Origin of the sequence: Pseudomonas helleri (assembly GCF_045830615.1) — a bacterium.
In the GTDB taxonomy this organism is placed as follows: Bacteria; Pseudomonadota; Gammaproteobacteria; order Pseudomonadales; family Pseudomonadaceae; genus Aquipseudomonas; species Aquipseudomonas helleri.
The window spans coordinates 246,410-265,707 of sequence record NZ_CP174501.1; the positions used below are offsets into that span (position 1 = coordinate 246,410).

16 protein-coding genes are annotated in these 19,298 nt (G+C 60.5%); 8 read left to right on the forward strand and 8 right to left on the reverse strand.

The window, feature by feature from the left end; genetic code table 11:
- Window positions 1-39: 39 nt before the first annotated feature.
- Entirely contained in the window at window positions 40-1,029 is a 990-nt protein-coding gene (locus ACJJU9_RS01175) for a type IV pilus twitching motility protein PilT (protein ID WP_407729883.1), read from the forward strand.
- Window positions 1,030-1,108: 79 nt separating this feature from the next.
- Here the strand turns inward: ACJJU9_RS01175 and ACJJU9_RS01180 are convergent, their stop codons facing one another.
- Window positions 1,109-1,756, reverse strand: a complete 648-nt coding sequence (locus ACJJU9_RS01180) for a C40 family peptidase (RefSeq protein ID WP_048385081.1) — start codon at window positions 1,754-1,756, stop codon at window positions 1,109-1,111.
- 252 nt (window positions 1,757-2,008) lie between these two features.
- Here ACJJU9_RS01180 and ACJJU9_RS01185 point away from each other — a divergent pair, with 252 nt between their 5' ends.
- Window positions 2,009-2,425: an NINE protein gene (locus ACJJU9_RS01185; RefSeq protein WP_048370954.1), complete on the forward strand. Its 417-nt coding sequence runs from the start codon at window positions 2,009-2,011 to the stop codon at window positions 2,423-2,425.
- Between the two features lie 99 nt (window positions 2,426-2,524).
- Here ACJJU9_RS01185 and ACJJU9_RS01190 read toward each other — a convergent pair whose 3' ends face one another.
- The 7 genes from ACJJU9_RS01190 to gshB all read right to left on the reverse strand — a co-directional run bounded on the left by ACJJU9_RS01190 (window position 2,525) and on the right by gshB (window position 8,532).
- On the reverse strand, window positions 2,525-3,796 hold the full coding sequence (locus ACJJU9_RS01190) for a dihydroorotase (protein ID WP_407729884.1): 1,272 nt from the start codon (window positions 3,794-3,796) through the stop codon (window positions 2,525-2,527).
- The gene (locus ACJJU9_RS01195) at window positions 3,793-4,797 is read right to left on the reverse strand and encodes an aspartate carbamoyltransferase catalytic subunit (protein WP_407729885.1); all 1,005 of its coding nucleotides are present in this window, start codon (window positions 4,795-4,797) and stop codon (window positions 3,793-3,795) included. Before ACJJU9_RS01195 ends, ACJJU9_RS01190 begins: the two co-directional genes overlap by 4 nt.
- Window positions 4,798-4,809: 12 nt before the next feature.
- Window positions 4,810-5,328: a bifunctional pyr operon transcriptional regulator/uracil phosphoribosyltransferase PyrR gene (gene pyrR / locus ACJJU9_RS01200; protein WP_048385077.1), complete on the reverse strand. Its 519-nt coding sequence runs from the start codon at window positions 5,326-5,328 to the stop codon at window positions 4,810-4,812.
- Between the two features lie 83 nt (window positions 5,329-5,411).
- Window positions 5,412-5,852, reverse strand: coding sequence for a Holliday junction resolvase RuvX (gene ruvX, locus ACJJU9_RS01205; RefSeq protein ID WP_048370946.1), 441 nt, complete (start codon window positions 5,850-5,852; stop codon window positions 5,412-5,414).
- Window positions 5,852-6,424, reverse strand: coding sequence for a YqgE/AlgH family protein (locus tag ACJJU9_RS01210; protein ID WP_048385075.1), 573 nt, complete (start codon window positions 6,422-6,424; stop codon window positions 5,852-5,854). Before ACJJU9_RS01210 ends, ruvX begins: the two co-directional genes overlap by 1 nt.
- Window positions 6,425-6,601: 177 nt before the next feature.
- Window positions 6,602-7,501 (reverse strand): TonB family protein, encoded by a 900-nt coding sequence (locus ACJJU9_RS01215; RefSeq protein ID WP_407729887.1) that lies wholly within the window; start codon window positions 7,499-7,501, stop codon window positions 6,602-6,604.
- Window positions 7,502-7,578: 77 nt separating this feature from the next.
- A complete protein-coding gene (gshB, locus tag ACJJU9_RS01220) occupies window positions 7,579-8,532 on the reverse strand; it encodes a glutathione synthase (protein WP_048370940.1) in 954 nt (317 codons plus the stop codon).
- Window positions 8,533-8,851: 319 nt separating this feature from the next.
- Between gshB and pilG the strand changes: the two genes are divergently transcribed.
- The 6 genes from pilG to ACJJU9_RS01250 are packed head-to-tail and all read left to right on the forward strand — an operon-like array spanning window position 8,852 to window position 18,750.
- The gene (gene pilG, locus ACJJU9_RS01225) at window positions 8,852-9,259 is read left to right on the forward strand and encodes a twitching motility response regulator PilG (protein WP_048370938.1); all 408 of its coding nucleotides are present in this window, start codon (window positions 8,852-8,854) and stop codon (window positions 9,257-9,259) included.
- Window positions 9,260-9,302: 43 nt separating this feature from the next.
- On the forward strand, window positions 9,303-9,680 hold the full coding sequence (gene pilH, locus ACJJU9_RS01230; protein ID WP_407729888.1) for a twitching motility response regulator PilH: 378 nt from the start codon (window positions 9,303-9,305) through the stop codon (window positions 9,678-9,680).
- Between the two features lie 10 nt (window positions 9,681-9,690).
- A complete protein-coding gene (locus ACJJU9_RS01235; protein WP_048385074.1) occupies window positions 9,691-10,230 on the forward strand; it encodes a chemotaxis protein CheW in 540 nt (179 codons plus the stop codon).
- Window positions 10,231-10,283: 53 nt separating this feature from the next.
- A complete protein-coding gene (locus ACJJU9_RS01240; protein ID WP_048385072.1) occupies window positions 10,284-12,341 on the forward strand; it encodes a methyl-accepting chemotaxis protein in 2,058 nt (685 codons plus the stop codon).
- A gap of 24 nt (window positions 12,342-12,365) precedes the next feature.
- Entirely contained in the window at window positions 12,366-18,284 is a 5,919-nt protein-coding gene (locus ACJJU9_RS01245; protein ID WP_407729889.1) for an Hpt domain-containing protein, read from the forward strand.
- Complete coding sequence (locus ACJJU9_RS01250; protein ID WP_048370927.1) at window positions 18,277-18,750, forward strand: chemotaxis protein CheW; 474 nt, start codon at window positions 18,277-18,279, stop codon at window positions 18,748-18,750. The genes ACJJU9_RS01245 and ACJJU9_RS01250 overlap by 8 nt, the downstream gene beginning before the upstream one ends.
- The last annotated feature ends 548 nt before the right edge of the window (window positions 18,751-19,298 follow it).

Below are 19,298 nucleotides of genomic sequence, written 5' to 3' on the forward strand. Positions count from 1 at the left end.
GTAAAAGTCTGCGGCATTCTACTGGAATTGGGAGGGGGTATGGATATCGCCGACCTGTTGGCGTTCAGCGTCAAACACGGGGCATCAGACCTGCACCTGTCAGCGGGCGTGGCGCCCATGCTGCGGGTGGACGGAGAAATACAGCGTAGCGACCTGCCGATGCTGGCCCCGGCCGCGGCGCGTGAACTTATCCACAGCGTGATGAATAGCGCACAGCGTTCAGCCTTTGAATCCGCCCACGAAGCTGATTTTTCGTACGCAGTGCCCGGACTGGGACGCTTTCGGGTCAATGCCTTTGAGCAGCAGCGCGGAGCCGGGGCGGTGTTTCGCAGCATTACGTCGCAAGTCCCCAGCCTGGAAGGGTTGGGGCTGGGTGAGGTGTTTAAAGGGCTCTGTGGCCTGTCACAGGGGCTGGTGCTGGTCACCGGCGCGACGGGCTCGGGCAAGAGCACCACCCTGGCCGCAATGATTGATCACATCAACGCAACCCGCCAACAGCACATCCTTACCATCGAAGACCCGATTGAGTACCTGCACGCGCCCCGCCAGTGCCTGATCAACCAGCGCGAAGTGCACCGCGACACCCATAGCGTGGCGGCGGCGCTACGGTCGGCGCTGCGTGAAGACCCGGACGTGATCATGCTCGGAGAACTGCGCGACCTGGAGACCATCCGCCTGGCGCTGACGGCGGCAGAAACCGGGCACTTGGTGCTGGCGACATTGCACACCGCGTCTGCGGCCAAAGCCGTCGACCGCATCATTGACGTGTTCGCCGCCGATGAAAAGGCCATGGTGCGCACGATGTTGTCTGAGTCACTGCAAGGGGTGATTGCGCAAACATTGGTCAAACGGGTGGGGGGAGGCCGTGTCGCGGCGCACGAAATCATGCTGGCCACGCCTGCGATTCGTAACCTGATCCGGGAAAACAAAGTGGCGCAGATGGTATCGGCGATCCAGACCGGCGCGGCGGCAGGGATGCAGACACTGGAGATGAGCCTGAAGCGGCTGAAGGAAAACGGCTTGATATAACCGTGTAGGAGCGAGCTTGCCTCGCGATCTTTTAAACAGTCAAAAGATCGCGAGGCAAGCTCGCTCCTACAGGCGGGGTTTAGCGCTGAGCGACCCGCAGGGTCTCTTTAGGCAACACGCGCTTGGCAACCACGTAGTGGCTCTGCCAGTAAGGCTTTTTCAGGGTGTCGATGGTCACCGACTTGCCGCGGCGCGGCGCGTGGATAAACCGGTCGTTGCCCAGATAAATGGCGACGTGGTTGACCTTGCGGCTCTTGATGTTGAAAAACAGCAAGTCGCCGGGCTTCAAATCCTTGCGATCAACTTTTTGCCCATGGCCGCTGGCCATTTCGCTGGAACTGCGCGGCAAATTGACGGCTTTAACGTCGTTAAACGCATATTTCACCAAACCGCTGCAATCAAACCCTTTACTTGGGCTGCTACCGCCCCAACGATAAGGAGTACCCAACACGTTCACGGCGCGGCTCAGTACGGCACTGCTTTGCTTGTTGGCGGCAGCCAAAGAAGCAGTGGCAATTTTGCCGGGGGCCTTGCGGTGGGCTTTACTCGCTGTTGGGCGTGATACAGCCTTGGTTTTGCTGTTAGTGGCAACATAAGGTGCACTCGCAGATGACTTTGCGGTGTAGCCAGTGAAGCCGGACGGAAGATGTTGCTCACGGTTGGTGGCGTGGGCGGCCAGTGGCATTAAAAGGCAAATGGTTAGCCATGTCTTGAATAAAGGACGCATTCGGCAGGGCTCAATGGTTATTAGCGCGAAACTTTATAACAGCTTTTTTGTCCTTTCTCAGGCCGTTTGTCGACTCGACTTGAGGGGCAAAAGGGCGTAGGACGGTGACAAATTGTCACAGGAAAACGGTACAGGTCAGGTAGGACAAGGCTTTGAGCGTTTTTTTGTAAGACACTTTTACCTGTTACGAGACAGTAAAAAAGTCACAAAAAAAATCAGAAATTTTTTCTATCACTGGCAAAGAGGGCATTTATGAGCGGCTATCGAGACGCAACACAGCATGATACCCACAGCAAAGTGCTGGGTTATTTGCTCTGGATTTTTGGTTTCTTGGGGGCGCACCGCTTCTATTACGGCAAGCCGGTGACCGGGACGATCTGGTTTTTCACGTTTGGTTTGTTGGGGATCGGCTGGCTGATCGACTTGTTCCTGATCCCGAGCATGGACCGTGAAGCCGACCTGCGGTTTACCGCGGGGAGCACGGACTACAACGTGGCGTGGATCCTGCTGACGTTCCTGGGTGTGTTTGGCGTGCACCGCATGTACATGGGCAAGTGGATCACCGGGATCCTTTACCTGCTGACGGGCGGTTTCTTCCTGATTGGCGTGCTGTATGACTTCTGGACCTTGAACGACCAGATCTCGATTGAGAACGCTGATCGTCGTTAAGCCAACGCCAAAACCTGTAGGAGCGAGCTTGCCTCGCGATCTTTTAAACAATCAAAAGATCGCGAGACGAGCTCGCTCCTACAAAGGTCAGAGGGTGGCTTAGCCCTCGTAACTGATCCGCCCATCCACCAGCGTGTAACGCACGGCGCCCGGCAGGCAGTGGCCGAGGAACGCGCAGTTGTCGCCCTTGGAATACCACTTCTCACCAGCCACGGTCGAAGCGGCCGGGTCGAACAGCACCAGGTCAGCCGGTGCACCCACCGTCAAGCTGCCAGCGGGCAGGCGCAAGGCCTGGGCCGGGCCCGCGCTGAGGCGTGCGAGCAAGGTCGGCAAGTCCAGCAAACCGTCTTCTACCAACGTCATTGCCAATGGCAGCAGCAGTTCAACGCTGCTCATGCCCGGTTCAGTCGCGCCGAATGGTGCCAGTTTGGCGTCACGCTCGTGTGGCTGGTGATGGCTGGAAATCGCCTGCACCACGCCCGATTTCACTGCTGCACGCAGTCCGTCGCGGTCTGCGCGGGTGCGCAGCGGCGGTTGCACGTGGTACACGCTGGAGAAATCCACCAGCGCCTCATCCGTCAAAATCAGCTGATACAGCGCCACATCGGCGGTCACTTTCAAGCCGCGTGCCTGCGCCTGAGCAATCAGCGCCACGCCGCGAGCACTGGTCAGTTGGCTGAAGTGCGCACGTACGCCGCTTTGCTCAACCAGCAACAGGTCGCGAGCCAGGGCCACGGTCTCGGCGGTTTCCGGAATGCCCGGCAAACCACGGAAAGCCGCCATCGGGCCGTCATGGGCGATGCCGCCTTCTGCCAGATCACGGTCCTGGGAGTGGAAGATCACCGTCAGGTCGAACGTCGCCGCGTATTCCAGCGCCCGGCACAGGGTGCGGGTGTTACTGAAGCTGTTGAGGCCGTTGCCGAAGGCCACGCAACCGGCGTCACGCAGGGCAATCAGCTCGGCCAGTTGCTCGCCGTCGAGGCCTTTGCTCAGGGCGCCAATCGGGAACACTTTGCAGTTGCCGGCTTCGCGGGCGCGGTCGAGGATCAGTTCGGCCACTGCCGAGGTGTCGAGCACCGGCTTGGTCTGCGGCGGGCAGCACAGGCTGGTCACACCACCGGCCGCAGCGGCACGGGTTTCGCTGGCGATGGTGCCTTTGCGGCTGTAGCCCGGTTCGCGCAGGGCGACGTTCAGGTCAACCAGCCCGGGCGCAGCCACCAGGCCTTTGGCGTCGAGGGTCTGGCTTGGGGTAAAGCCGGCAGGTGCGGCGCCAATGGCGACGATTTTGCCGGCTTCCAGGTGCAGGTCGGTGATTTGATCCAGTTGGCTGACAGGATCGATGACGCGGGCGCCGAGAATGCTGAGTTTCACTGGGCCTTCTCCTGTTCGATTTGGCGCTGGGCGGTTTGCCCGCTCATGGTCATGGACAACACCGCCATGCGCACCGCGATGCCGTAAGTCACCTGGTTGAGGATCACCGAGTGCGGGCCGTCGGCCACCGCCGACTCAATCTCCACGCCACGGTTGATCGGGCCGGGGTGCATGACAATGGCGTCCGGCTTGGCGCCTGCCAGGCGTGCCGTGGTCAGGCCGAACAGACGGTAGAACTCGCCCTCGCTCGGCAGCAGGCCACCTGACATGCGCTCGCGCTGCAGACGCAACATGATCACCACATCGACGTCTTTCAGGCCTTCGTTCATGTCGGTGTACACCTTCACGCCGTATTGCTCGATTCCGATCGGCAACAGGGTTTTCGGTGCGATTACGCGGATGTCCTGACAGCCCAGGGTTTTCAGGGCGATCATGTTCGAACGCGCCACCCGTGAGTGCAGAATGTCGCCAACAATGGCCACCGAAAGGTTTTCAAAGCCGCCTTTGTGCCGACGAATCGTGAGCATGTCGAGCATGCCCTGGGTCGGGTGCGCGTGGCGGCCGTCGCCGCCGTTGATGATCGCGACCTGCGGGCACACGTGCTCGGCAATAAAGTGCGCGGCGCCGGAGTCACCGTGGCGCACCACGAACATGTCGGCGGCCATGGCTTCCAGGTTGCGCAGGGTGTCGAGCAGGGTTTCGCCCTTGCTCGCCGACGAGGTCGACACGTTCAGCGTGATCACGTCAGCCGAGAGGCGCTGGGCGGCCATTTCGAACGTGGTGCGGGTGCGGGTCGAGTTTTCAAAGAACACGTTGCACACGGTCTTGCCGCGCAGCAGCGGGACTTTTTTAACCGCTCGGGCACCGACTTCAAGGAACGAGTCTGCGGTGTCGAGGATTTCAGTCAGCAACTCGCGGTTCAACCCGTCGAGCGACAGGAAGTGGCGCAGCTGGCCCTGATCATTGAGCTGTAGCGGGCGCTTGGCGTCTGGAGGCGTCATCGCAATGGTCTCTTAAAGGGCGGGTTCTAGAGATGAATCTTGAAGTTCGAGGGTCAGCGGCGCCGGGCCGGACAATTTCACCCGCTCGGTGGGCTTGAGTGACAAGGTCGCGCCGACCACGTTCGGGCGGATCGGCAGCTCGGCGGCGTTCAGGTCCAGCAGGCTGACCAGGGTCACGCTGGCCGGGCGGCCGTAGTCGAACAGCTCGTTGAGCGCGGCGCGGATGGTGCGGCCACTCATCAGCACGTCATCGATCAGCACCAGGTGCTGGCCTTCGATTTCGAATGGCAGGTCCGAGGGGCGCACTTGCGGGTGCAGGCCGTTCTGGCTGAAGTCGTCGCGGTAGAACGACACGTCCAGCGTGCCCAGCGGCGAGTCGCTGCCCAGCGCGCGCAGCAGCGCCTGAGCAACCCAGATACCGCCCGTGCGAATGCCGATAAAACGCGGCTCGGTGATGCCGCGACGTTCCAGATGAGACTTGAGGTCAACGGCCATCTGGGAGATCAGTTCAGCGGGGACAGGCAATATCATGGTGGCTCCTTAACAGGCCCGCGTGGCAAAGCGTGCGGCGGCGGGCGCAAACAATGGGGCGCGTCAGTGAGGCAAACGCAGCGTCAGGCTTGAGGTGGTGCCGGGTGTTCGTCGAGCCAGCCTTGCAGCACCAGTTTGGCGGCGATGGCATCGACGGGGTTGTCGCGGTAACTGCCACGCTGGCCACCCTGAGAGCGGCGTTCGCCCTTGGCTTCGAAGGTCGTCAGGCGTTCATCGTGGGTAAACACGGGCAGATTGAAGCGGCCATTGAGGCGATTGGCAAATTTTTGCGCGCGGGCGCAGAACTCGCTCGGGGTGCCGTCCATGTTCAGCGGCATGCCGACCACCATGGCGTCGGGCTGCCACTCTTTGATCAGCTTTTCGATCTCTTCCCACTTGGGAATGCCGTTTTCGGCTTTCAGGTTGCACAACTCGCGGGCCTGGCCGGTGACCATCTGGCCCACGGCGACACCGATGGAGCGGGTGCCGTAGTCGAAACCCAGCAATAAACGAAGGCTGGCCATCAGGAGTGGCCTGCTTGACTGGTTAACAAATTGAGGTTTACTCCCAAGTGTTTGGCGGCCGCGTCGAGGCGCAGTTCGCTGGAGGTTGCAAACAGAATGTCGCTTGAATACGGGCAGGTCAGCCAGGCGTTGTCGGCCAGTTCGGCCTCCAGTTGGCCGGCGTCCCACCCGGCGTAGCCCAGGCAGATCAGGCTGCGCTGCGGGCCGCGACCATCAGCAATGCTGAACAGGATGTCGACCGAAGTGGTCAGGGCCAGCCCGTCCTGCAGCTCGACGGTGGCGTCAAAGTTCATCGTGGCGGGGTGCAAGACAAAGCCGCGATCAACCATCACCGGGCCGCCGCCGTAGACCGGAATGTGCTGGCACAAAGGCGACGAAAGCACGTCGGGGCGCAACTGCTCAAGAATGTCCGCCAGATTCAGATCCATCGGGCGGTTGATCACCAGCCCCATGGCTCCATTGGCCGTGTGTTCGACGATATACGTCAACGTGTGGGCAAAGTTAGGGTCGGCCATATGTGGCATGGCCATCAGCAATTGGTGCTTGAGGTACGTTGGCGTGTGCTTTTTCATGGGCGTAAGTGTGGCGCTGACAAGGTGAACTGACAAGTTGGCGGATGATAAAAGCCTTTGTAGTCGCTGCCGAAGGCTGCGATGGGGCGCGCAGCGGCCCTCTGCTTTTGAATCAACAACGAAGCTCCTGCGGACCTTATCGCAGCCTGCGTCAGCGACTACAGAGTTCTGCCAAGGTTAATTACTCGACAACTGATCCCCCGGCCCGAAGCGCCAGGTACGAATGATCTCCAAACGGTCGATATCGGCCAGGTCGCCGGTAAACGGTGCAAAAGGTGCTGCCAGCCGCACGATGCGTTGCGCGGCCTGATCCAGCAGCGGTTGCCCGGAGGACTCAAGCACCAGCACCTCGTGCAACGAGCCGTCGCGGTTGATCGACACCAGCAGGCGCAGCTTGCCGTAGATTTTTTCGCGGCGGGCCTGCTCGGGGTAATTAAGGTTGCCCACGCGCTCGATTTTCTTGCGCCAGTCTTCTTTGTACCAGGCGCCTTTGTCGCGCATGGTCGAGGCCGCGCTCATGCGGTAGATCTTCGGGCGCTTTGCATACAGCTGCTGCTCGTTCGCCAGTTCGGCTTCGAGGCTGGAAATCTCGCTGGACAGCTGCGAGCTGTCGAACGTCGGAATATTGGCCTTGGGCGCCGCCTCAGTCTTGGTTTTTTGCGGCTCGCTCGGGGCTTTTTTAGGCTTGGGCGCCACGGTGGTCACGGCTGCTTTGGGCGCGGCCTTGGGTTGCTCCGGCTTGGCGGCCGGGGGCGGGGTGACCTTTTTGACAGTGTTGTCCTGGAACGGCGCCACTTCAGTGGTCTTGGGCACGGCTTTTTTGTCCAGCGTGCCGCTGCCTTGCTGATTGTCCTGCGCTAGAAAGTCAGCTTTCTCCGGGGCTTTTTCGCTCTTGAACGTCGAGAGGGTAATTTCCAGGGTTTTGCTGATTTGCTTGGGGTCGCTGGCGCTGAAACCCACGCCCACAATCACCGCGATATGCAGCAGGGCTGCGATAAACAGGGCAAAACCCAGGCGATCAGCTGCGCGCACGCCGGTGTGGCGCAGTTCAGGGGGCAGGTCGCTGGGGAGTGTCATAGCAAAAAGACCAACATCGCGGGTTTCACAGGCTGCGCATGATAGCGCAATGTTGGTCTTTTTCTGGAGGTCGCAGATCAGCGTGCGGCGAGTTTGCGCTCAATCGCGTCCATCAACAGTGCGCCGATGTTGGTACCAAAGGCGTTGTCGATTTCCCGGATGCAGGTCGGGCTGGTGACGTTGATTTCGGTCAGGTGCTCACCGATAACGTCCAATCCTACAAACAACAGGCCCTTTTCACGCAGGGTTGGGCCGACTTGGGCTGCAATCCAGCGGTCCTTTTCGCTCAGCGGGCGGGCTTCGCCACGGCCGCCAGCAGCCAGGTTGCCACGGGTTTCGCCCTGTGCCGGGATTCGCGCCAGGCAATAAGGCACCGGCTCGCCGTCGATCATCAGAATGCGCTTGTCGCCATCCTTGATGCCCGGCAAGTAGCCTTGCGCCATGATTTGCTGGGTGCCATTGGCAGTCAGGGTTTCGAGGATCACCGACAGGTTGGGATCACCGACCCGGTGGCGGAAGATCGAGGTGCCGCCCATGCCGTCCAGCGGCTTGAGGATCACATCGCCGTACTGGGCCGCGAATTCACGCAATACGTCGGCGCGACGGCTGACCACGGTTGGTGGCGTGCACTGGGTGAATTGGGTGGCGAACAGTTTTTCGTTGCAGTCACGCAGGCTCTGCGGCTTGTTGACGATCAGCACACCGTCGCGCTCGGCTTGTTCGAGCAGATAGGTGGTGTACACAAATTCCATGTCGAAGGGCGGGTCTTTGCGCATCAGGATCACGTCCAGATCGCTCAGGGCAGTGTCGGCCTCGGCCTCCAGCTCAAACCACTTCTCAGGGTTGGCGAACACTTTCAGCGGCTTCATGCGCGCGCGGGCCTTGCCTTCGGTCAGGTAAAGGTCTTGCTGCTCCATATAAAACAGGGTCCAGCCACGTGCCTGTGCGGCCAGCAGCATGGCCAGCGAGCTGTCCTTTTTATAGGAGATGTCCGCAATGGGGTCCATGACAATCCCGACTCGAACGCTCATGGCAAATTCCTCGATTAAATAGTGGGCAAAAGGCGAAATGCGATTAACCGTAGGAGCGAGCTTGCCTCGCGATCTTTAAAAAGATCAAAAGATCGCGAGGCAAGCTCGCTCCTACAGGTCATCTGCTGACTCACAAAATTGGCGCAAGAGTGGCGCTGACTGCGGTGGATGGTCAAGGAAAAACCGTCCGATAGATTGCAGGTCGCGACTGTGCTAAAAAGGCTCGCACAGTGCTTACAGCCCTTGTCCTTCAAGGATTTGCGGTTTTAGGCGACACAGTTGTAACAAAACGGGTCGCCGTGGCGATGGTAGGGCACATATGGACACGCATTCCAGCGCCTTGAAGGTGATGGTGATCGATGACTCGAAAACCATTCGCCGGACCGCTGAAACCTTGCTGAAAAACGTGGGCTGCGAGGTCATTACGGCCATCGACGGTTTTGATGCGTTGGCCAAGATTGTTGATCATCATCCACACATTATTTTTGTCGACATCATGATGCCGCGCCTGGATGGCTATCAGACGTGCGCCCTGATCAAGAACAACCGGGCGTTCAAAATGACCCCGGTGATCATGTTGTCCTCCAAGGACGGTTTGTTTGACAAGGCCAAGGGACGCATTGTCGGCTCTGATCAATTTTTGACCAAGCCCTTCAGCAGAGATGAACTGCTGAATGCGATCAAGGCCCATGTACCGGGTTTTGATATCGTCCCGAACGTTCAATGACGCTCGGCCCCGAGGGCCGATTACCTTTTAGATGGGGAACACCATGGCTCGCATTCTGATCGTCGATGACTCGCCGACCGAAATGTTCAAACTGACCGGCATGTTGGAAAAACATGGTCATGTCGTGCTGAAGGCTGAAAACGGCGCAGATGGCGTGGCTCTGGCCCGTCAGGAAAAACCCGATGCGGTGCTGATGGACATCGTGATGCCCGGCCTTAATGGGTTTCAGGCCACGCGCCAACTGAGCAAAGACCCGGAAACCAACCATATTCCGGTCATCATGGTGACCACCAAAGACCAGGAAACCGACATGGTCTGGGCAACGCGTCAGGGCGCCAAGGCTTACATCACCAAACCGGTAGACGAACAAAAGCTGATCCTGACGCTCAAGAACGTGCTGGCTTACAGCCGCCCTCAATGACGGCCTGCCAATGCCTGACTCACTGACCGCCTTCGAACTGCTGTTTGAGATAGACCAACGCTGCCGCGCTTTGGCAGCAGGTCTGGCGCCGGTGCAGGCACAAGCCGGGAGTTGGAGCGGCATCGGTTTTCGGATGGGCGAGCATTGTTTTGTGGCGCCCATGGGCGAAATCGCAGAGATCCTCCACGAGCCACGGTTTACCTTGCTGCCTGGGGTAAAGCCGTGGGTTAAAGGGGTGGCCAACCTGCGTGGGCAATTGCTGCCGATCATTGATCTGTGCAGCTTTTTCGGGCTTGAGCCGTCGCCCCTGCGCAAGCAACGGCGGGTGATGGTGCTGGAATACAAAGACGTGTTTGTCGGCTTGCAGGTGGATGAAGTGCTGGGCATGCAGCACTTTGATCAAACTGAGCTGGACACCCACGTGCAGGCGTTACCCAACCTGATGTTGGTGCCTTTTATCCAGGGACGCTTTGCCGGCCAGCCAGAGTGGTGGGTGTTCAGCCCGTTTGTGCTGGCCCAGGCGCCCCAGTTCTGGGCCGTCGCGGTGTGAGTGGGGCACGCGTTTTACCTTTTGCTTTACTACGGGATGCCAAGGCCTGACTGATGAGCACAGCCAATACCGCTAAACCACTGGAAGGGTCGCGCAGTCGTTCGCAGATCATCGTGCTTTTTATCGCCCTGATCGTGTTCATCATGCTGTTGTTCGCCAACTTTGCTTACCTCAACACCCAGTCCAACTACGACAAGCAATACATCAGCCACGCGGGCGAGCTGCGCGTGCTGTCCCAGCGCATCGCCAAAAACGCCACCGAAGCTGCCGCTGGCAAAGCCGCCGCGTTCAAGTTGCTGGGCGATGCGCGCAACGACTTCAGCCAGCGTTGGGAGTACTTGCAAAAAGGAGACCCCAGCACCGGCTTGCCGCCAGCGCCGGTAGCGGTGCGCAAAGAAATGCAATCGGTTCAGCGCGACTGGGACCAGTTGCTGGGCAGCACCAACGCGATTCTGGCCAGCGAGCAAACCGTGCTGTCGTTGCACCAAGTGGCGGCTACCTTGGCCGAGACCGTGCCGCAGCTACAGGTTGAGTACGAAAAAGTTGTCGAAATTTTGTTGCAGCGCGGCGCCCCGGCCAGCCAGGTGGCATTGGCCCAGCGCCAGTCGTTGCTGGCCGAGCGCATATTAGGCGCGGTCAACACGGTGCTGGCGGGCGATGAAACGGCGGCGCAGGCGGCCGATGCGTTTGGCCGCGATGCCAACCGCTTCGGCCAGGTGCTTAATGCCATGCTCGAAGGCAATGACGGGCTGCGCATTCCTAAAGTCGAAGACAAGGACGCCCGCGCCCGCCTGCTGGAGATTTCCGAGCTGTTCCAGTTTGTCTCGGGCTCGGTGGATGAAATTCTCGAAACCTCGCCCCAGTTGTTCCACGTGCGTGAAGCCGCCAACACCATTTTCAGCCTGTCGCAGACCCTGCTCGATGAAGCCTCAACCCTGGCCAACGGTTTTGAAAACCTGGCCAACGGTCGCTCGCTGGACATCATCGGTGGCTACGTTCTGGGCCTGCTGGCGCTGGCGTCGATCATCCTGATCGGGCTGGTGATGGTGCGCGAGACCAATCGCCAACTGCGTGAAACCGCTGAAAAGAACGAGCGCAATCAGAACGCGATCATGCGGCTGCTCGACGAAATCGAAGACCTGGCCGACGGCGACCTGACCGTGACCGCCTCGGTTACCGAAGACTTCACCGGGGCGATTGCCGACTCCATCAACTATTCCATCGACCAACTGCGCGAACTGGTGGCTACCATCAACCTGACAGCAGGCCAGGTGGCGGCCGCCGTGCAGGAAACCCAGGCCTCGGCCATGCAACTGGCGGAGTCTTCGGAGCATCAGGCGCAGCAGATCGCCGAGGCGTCCGGGTCGGTGCAGCATATGGCGCAGTCGATTGATCAAGTGTCGGCCAACGCCTCTGAGTCCTCGGCGGTGGCCGAGCGTTCAGTGGCGATTGCCAACAAAGGCAACGAAGTGGTTCACAACACCATTCGCGGCATGGACAACATTCGCGACCAGATCCAGGACACGGCCAAGCGCATTAAACGGTTGGGCGAGTCTTCGCAGGAAATCGGCGACATTGTCAGCCTGATTGATGACATTGCCGACCAGACCAACATTCTGGCGTTGAACGCCGCTATTCAGGCGTCCATGGCCGGTGATGCCGGGCGCGGGTTTGCCGTGGTGGCGGACGAAGTGCAGCGTCTGGCTGAGCGCTCGTCGGCGGCAACCCGGCAAATCGAGACGCTGGTGCGGGCCATTCAGGCCGACACCAATGAAGCGGTGATTTCCATGGAGCAAACCACCACCGAAGTGGTGCGCGGTGCGCGCTTGGCCCACGACGCCGGGGTGGCGCTTGAAGAGATCGAAGGGGTGTCGCAAAACCTCGCAGACCTCATTCAGCGCATTTCCAACGCCGCGCAAGAGCAAACCAGCTCGGCTGCGCAGATCTCCCTGACCATGAACGTGATTCAGCAAATCACCCATCAAACTTCGTCCGGCTCGACCGCCACCGCTGACAGCATTGGCAACCTGGCCAAGATGGCCAGCCAACTGCGCCGCTCGGTGTCCGGTTTCACCTTGCCCGCCTCGCCAAAACCCCGAGAGCCGCAGTAGTGCGACATTCAGACTGGAGTTGTTATGGTTGACCGGCGCGACTACGTAGCCCTCGAATGGGTTAAAGACGAGATTGCCGACACCTTGAAACAGGCGCGCACGGCGCTGGAGGACTATGTCCTGCAGCCCGCTGCCGAGGCGCTGGAGCAGTGCCTGGCGTGTATTCATCAGGTGCACGGCAGCCTATTGATGGTGGAGTTTTATGGCGCCGCCCTGCTGGCCGAAGAAACCGAACACTTAGTCGTCGCCCTGCACAAAGGCCGGGTCAGCCAGAGCGAAGAGGCCCTGCGCCTGTTGATGCAAGCCTTCAATCAGTTGCCGCTGTACCTGGACCGCGTTCACACGGCCCGGCGTGACTGGCCGCTGGTGGTGCTGCCGTTAATCAACGATTTACGCACCGCCCGAGGCGAAAGCCTGCTGTCAGAAACCAGCCTGTTCAGCCCCGATTTACAGACATTGCCGACACTGGACCAAGCCGCCCTCGCGCACTTGATCCCCGCCGAATGGCCGCGCCAGATCATGACCCTGCGCCACGCCCTGCAAGCCGCGTTGAACGGTTTGCAGGGTGAGGAAGACGTGCGCGGCAATCTGGAGCGCCTGGCCAATGTCTTCAGCCAACTTGAAAGCCTGTGCCAGGGCGCGCCCATCAATGCGTTGTGGAAAGTCGCCTCGGCCTTGCTGGACGGCATGTTGCGCGGCCGTGTGGCCAATAGCCCGGCGTTGCGCAGCTTGCTCAATGAGTCCGACAAAGAACTCAATCGCTTGCTGGCGCAAGGTATTGAGGGCGTCAACCAGCCAGCGCCGGATGAGCTGCTCACCAGTTTGCTGTTTTACATCGCCAAGGCCGAACAGCCGACCACCAAGATGCTCGCGCTGAAAAACCGCTACGAGCTGGACGAAGCCATGCCCGATGCGGCCATGGTCGACGAAGAGCGGGCGCGGCTGGCGGGGCCAGACCGTGACGCCATGCGCTCGGTGGTGTCGGCCCTGTGCGAAGAGCTGGTGCGGGTTAAAGAGCGCCTCGACCTGTTTGTGCGCAGTGACCGTGTGCACGTGTCCGAGTTGAGCAGCCTGATGGCGCCGTTGCGCCAGATCGCCGACACCTTGGCAGTGCTCGGTTTTGGCCAGCCGCGAAAAGTCATCATCGACCAATTGGCGGTGGTCCAGGGCATCGCCCAAGGGCAGCGTGAGCCGACAGACGCGGTGTTGATGGATGTGGCCGCCGCCTTGCTGTACGTCGAAGCCACGCTGGCCGGGATGGTCGGCAATGTCGAGCCGTCTTCGCGAGAAGAAAGCCGCCTGCCCACCACGGACCTGATTCAAATTCACCAACTGGTGATCAAAGAGGCGCGCATTGGCCTTGAAGAGGTCAAAGACCTGATCACTGATTTTCTGGCTGACGGCCACGACCGCCAACACCTGCAACCGTTGCTGGGCTTGCTGACGCAGATTCGTGGCGCGCTGGCGATGATCCCGCTACGCCGGGTTGCTGGCTTGCTCAACAGCTGCCACGATTTTGTCGAAGAGCATCTGTTGGCGGGCCCGCTGCCCGCCGACGCGCAGCTTGATCAACTGGCGGATGCGTTGATCAGCATTGAGTACTACCTGGAACGTTTGGCGCTGGACCCCGGCGCCGCGAGCGAGAAGGTGCTGGAGCGCGCAGAAAAGAGCCTGACAGCGCTGGGATACGCGCCCGCCAAGCGCAATGTGCTAGTGCTCGATGAGTCGCTGAGTTTGCCTGCCGCCAAGGCCAAGCCTGTGGTGCAGACCCCGCAAGACCCGCAGGTCATGCAAAACCTGGCGCAGGTGTTGGCCGGTCCGCTGCCGTTGAATCCCCCCGCGCAGCACATCCCGCAGAGCTTGTTGCCGCCGCCGGTAGACGAAGAACCGGTGGACGAAGAACTGCTGGAAGTCTTTCTGGAAGAGACTGACGAAGTCTTGATTGCCCTGCACGACGCCTTGCCGCAATGGGTCGCCAACCCGGCCGACAGCGCTGCGCTGGCCGAACTGCGGCGTGCCTTCCATACGCTCAAAGGCAGCGGGCGCATGGTGCGTGCGCTGGTGCTGGCGGAACTGGCCTGGGCCGTTGAGAACTTGCTCAACCGGGTGATCGAACGCAAGGTCGCGCCGTCCCCTGCGATTGATCAATTGCTGGAAGAGGCGCTGGTACTGCTGCCGCAATTGATCCAGGAATTTGCCGACCACAGCCAGCGTCAGCATCATGATGTCGACCAGCTCGCGGCCCGCGCCCACAGCCTGTCCAAGGGGCGCCCGCAGCCGCTCCAGATCGAGCAGCAGAGCGCCAGTTTTGATCCGCAATTGCTCGATATCTTCCGCCAGGAAGCGCAAACCCACCTCAACAGCCTCAACCACTTTCTGGACCTGGCCAGCGAGCACGTGCCGCTGTACGCCACTGACGATTTGCAGTTGGCCATGCACACCCTCAAAGGCAGCGCGCACATGGCGGGCGTGCTGAGAATGGCCGAGCTGGCGGCGCCGCTGGATTACCTGGTACGTGAGTACAAGGCCCATCACCTTGAGCTGGACGTCGAAGAAATCGACTTGCTGCTTGAGGCCGACAGCTTGCTGCATCGCGGCCTCAAGCAGTTGGACCTCGACCCGCTGGCCGAGATCCGAGGCGCCCGGGCCTTGATCGAACGCACCGGGCAATGGGTCAGCAAACGCCTGGACATGGCCCTGAATGCGCCTTCGGGCACGTTGACGGCCCCGCGGGACCCGCAGCGTATCAGCGAGTTTTTGGGCCAGAGCATGGACATTCTGTTCGAGGCCGAAACCCTGTTGCGCCATTGGCGGCAACACCCCCATGAGCGCGACGGCCTCCAGCGTCTTCTGGACCAACTGACCGACTTGGGCGAGTCGGCCTTTTTGCTCGACCTGCAACCCGTCGATGCGCTGTGCGAAGCCTTGCTCGACCTGTACGGCGCGGTAGAAGAAAGCAGCCTGGTGGTCAGCGAGCGGTTCTTTCAGGAGGCCGACGAGGCCCAGGAAGCGCTGATCAACATGCTCGACCAATTGGCCGCCGGGCAAGAGATCACCCCACAACCGCAACGCATCGACGCGCTACAGGCGCTGCTGCATGAAGGTTTGGCGCCGGACGCCACCGGCTTGATCCGCCGTGAAGGCAATCAGACCCTGGACATCACAGAACTGGGCGCCGCCACGGCGCAGCTGGATGCCGAGCAGGACGACGCGCAGGACGATGAAATCGTCGCCATCTTTATCGAAGAGGCGGTGGATATCCTCGACAGCACCAGGCATGCGTTGCGGCGCTGGATCAATGAGCCCGACAACCTGGCGCCGTTGTCCTCGCTGCAACGCGACTTGCACACGCTCAAGGGCGGCGCGCGCATGGCCGGTATCGTACCGATTGGCGACCTGGCCCACGAGCTGGAGCACTTATACGAAGGGCTGCTGGACCGCCGCTTGAGCGAGAGCCCGACGCTGGCGCGCCTGCTGGAACTCTGCCATGCGCAACTGCTGGTGATGCTCGAACAACTGCGTCACCACACGCCTCTGGACGAACCCACTGAACTGATCGAGGCCATTCGTACCCTTCGGCACAGCAGCGCGGCCTCTGTAGAGCCGAGTAACGCCACGCCAGCGACAACGCCTGCCGGGCCGCAAAACGGCATCGACCCGGAGCTGCTGGATATCTTTCTGGAAGAGGCGTTTGACCTGCTGGAAAGCTCCGGTGCGGCCTTGGTGCGTTGGCAGGCCGAGCCGCAAAACACCGTTGAAGACGAAAACCTGCTGCGCGACCTGCACACCCTTAAAGGCGGGGCGCGGATGGTCGAAATCAGCGCCATTGGGGATTTTGCCCACGAGCTGGAAACCCTGGTTGAAGACATTTCGTTGGGTTTTCTGTCACCCAGCGCTGAATTGTTTACCTTGCTACAACGCAGCCACGACCAGTTGGCGCAGATGCTCGACGCCCTGCGCAGCGGCCAGCCGGTGCCGTCGCCGCAGGTGTTGATCGAGCATATCCAGCGGGTTGAGCGCAGCGTCCGGCAAGCCGTCCAGAGCCCTGCGGTGAACAAGCCTGACCCCGCCGCCGGGTTGCTTCCCGAAGCCGAGCGCACGGGGCTGGACATGCTCAAGGTCCCGGCCGAACTGCTCGAAGACCTGGTCAACCTGGCGGGCGAAACTTCAATGATTCGCGGGCGCCTGGAGCAGCAGGTCAATGACGGCAAAATCGCCCTCAACGAAATGCAGACCACCCTTGAGCGCATGCACGACCAGTTGCGTCGGCTCGACACCGAGACCCAAAGCCGCATTCACAGCCGTCAGCACGCCGAAGTCGATGGCCTGGCTTACGACGAATTTGACCCGCTGGAAATGGACCGCCATTCCCAGCTGCAACAGCTGTCGCGGGCGCTGTTTGAGTCAGCCTCGGACTTGCTCGACCTCAAGGCCACCCTGGCGGCGCGCAATCAGGACGCCTACAGCCTGTTGCAGAAACAGGGGCGGGTGAACACCCAATTGCAGGAAGGCCTGATGGGCACCCGCATGGTGCCGTTCGAACGGGTGTTGCCGCGCCTCAAACGCGTGGTGCGCCAAGTAGCCTCCGAGCTGGGCAAGCAGGTCGAGTTCAGCGTGATCAACGCCGAAGCTGAAATCGACCGCAATGTACTGGAGCGCATGGTCGCGCCGCTTGAACACATGCTGCGCAACGCCGTGGACCACGGGCTTGAGCCTACTGACGTCCGCGAGGCCAGCGGCAAACCGGCGCAGGGGCTGATTACCCTGGAGCTGTCCAACGAAGGCGGCGACGTGGTGTTCGACATTCGCGATGATGGCGCCGGGGTACCGCTCGAAGCGGTGCGGCGCAAGGCCATCCTGCGCGGTTTGTTGGACCCGCAAATGATGCTCAGCGACCGTGACGTGTTGCAGTTCATCTTGCAGCCGGGCTTCTCTACCGCTGAAAAAATCACCCAGATTTCCGGGCGCGGCGTCGGCATGGACGTGGTTCACGAAGAAGTGCGCCAACTGGGCGGCAACATGACCATCGACTCGGTGCCGGGCCAAGGGGTGCACTTTCAGATCCGCCTGCCGTTCAGCGTGTCACTCAACCGTGCCTTGATGGTGCAGTGCAGCGACGAGCAATACGCCATCGCGCTTAACACTGTTGAGGGCCTGGTGCGCGTGATGCCCAACGAGCTTGAAGACTATTACCAGCTCGACCCGCCCATGTACCACTACGCGGGCCAGGATTACGACCTGCGTTACTTGGGCGAACTGCTGCAAACCGTGGGCAAGCCCCAACTGATCGGGCAAAACCATTCGCTGCCGGTGTTGCTGGTGCATTGCAATGACCAGCGGGTGGCCTTGCACGTGGATGCGCTGGCGGGCTCGCGTGAAATCGTGGTCAAAAGCCTTGGGCCGCAATTTACCGGGGTGCAAGGTGTGTCAGGGGCGACCATTTTGGGCGATGGCCGTGTGGTGCTGATCCTTGACCTGTTGGCCTACCTGCGTGCGCATCAGGCGCGTCAGCCCTTGCAGCAGGCGATCAATGAAGCCAACGGCGTACTGGAATTCACCCCGGCGGTGCGCCCGCCGCTGGTTTTGGTGGTCGACGACTCAGTGACCGTACGCAAGGTGACCAGCCGTTTGCTGGAGCGCAACGGCATGAACGTCATCACGGCCAAAGACGGCGTCGACGCCATGAGCGTGCTCGAAGACCACATCCCGGACCTGATGCTGCTGGACATCGAAATGCCGCGCATGGACGGCTTTGAAGTGGCCACCCACGTGCGCAACAGCCCGCGTCTCAAAGACCTGCCGATCATCATGATCACCTCGCGTACCGGGCAAAAGCACCAGAACCGCGCGATGGCGATTGGCGTCAACGACTACCTGGGCAAGCCGTATCAAGAGTCGGTGTTGCTGGAGCGCATTGCCTACTGGAGCAACTTCCATGCTTGATCACCGCGTTGGCAGCCTGACCTGCTTGCTCTTGCCGTTGGCCGACCGCTACCTGCTCCTGCCCAACGTGGCGATTGCCGAACTGATTGACTGGCAGCGTGGTGAACCGAGCATCGACTCACCGTCCTGGCACGTCCGGCAAATCAACTGGCGCGACCGCGAACTGCCCCTGATCAGCTTCGAAGCGGCCTGCGGCGGCCCCTTGGTCATCGGCGAGCGCGCGCGCATCGTCATCCTCAACACCCTGAGCGGCGACCCGCGCCTAAAATTCATCGGCCTGGTGGTGCAAGGCATCCCGCGTTCCTACCGACTCGACAGCCAACTGAGCTTCGTCGACGTGCCCCTCAGCCCGTTCGAACGGGCGGCGGTGCAAGTGGGCGAGAGCGTGGCAAAAATCCCGGATTTACTGGGGTTGGAGAGGCTGGTGCTGTCGGGTAGCGAGCCCGAAACGCCGGACCCTCTGTAGGAGCGAGCTTGCCTCGCGATCTTTTCAAAGATCAAAAGATCGCGAGACAAGCTCGCTCCTACAGGGGTGGCAGCCGAGCGCAGGTTAGCAGACCGGAACGTTAGGGACCCGGCGCACCCGAAGGTGCCCTGCGCACGACCACCATAAAATTCAGACCAAAAGTAGCGCCTGATTTGAAGGGGGGCGATAAACGCCTAACGTTGTCCGAGCTGCTAAACCCGGCCGCTGTTTTTTTCAGCGGCAGGGCGAGACTAGGCGCGTAAACGTTCAGGCGCAATGCGTGCGGGATTGTCTCGGAAAGTTCGGGCAAGGGAAAGGGACGCGTCCGATATAGCGTGCAATGGGCTTGTTTTGTCGGATGGCTTGATAAGTCCCAAAAAGGGACCTGTCGTTCCCTTTTTGGGACTGTTTATCGGTTGTACTCATGCGCTTGAAATGTCAGGTCAGGAATAACCCCGTCTCGATTTACCCCCCTTGCCCTTTAAGGTCACGACCTTGGCCCTTATGTTGTAACAAGTGGCACAGTCGCACTATCGGCTATTGAGGAT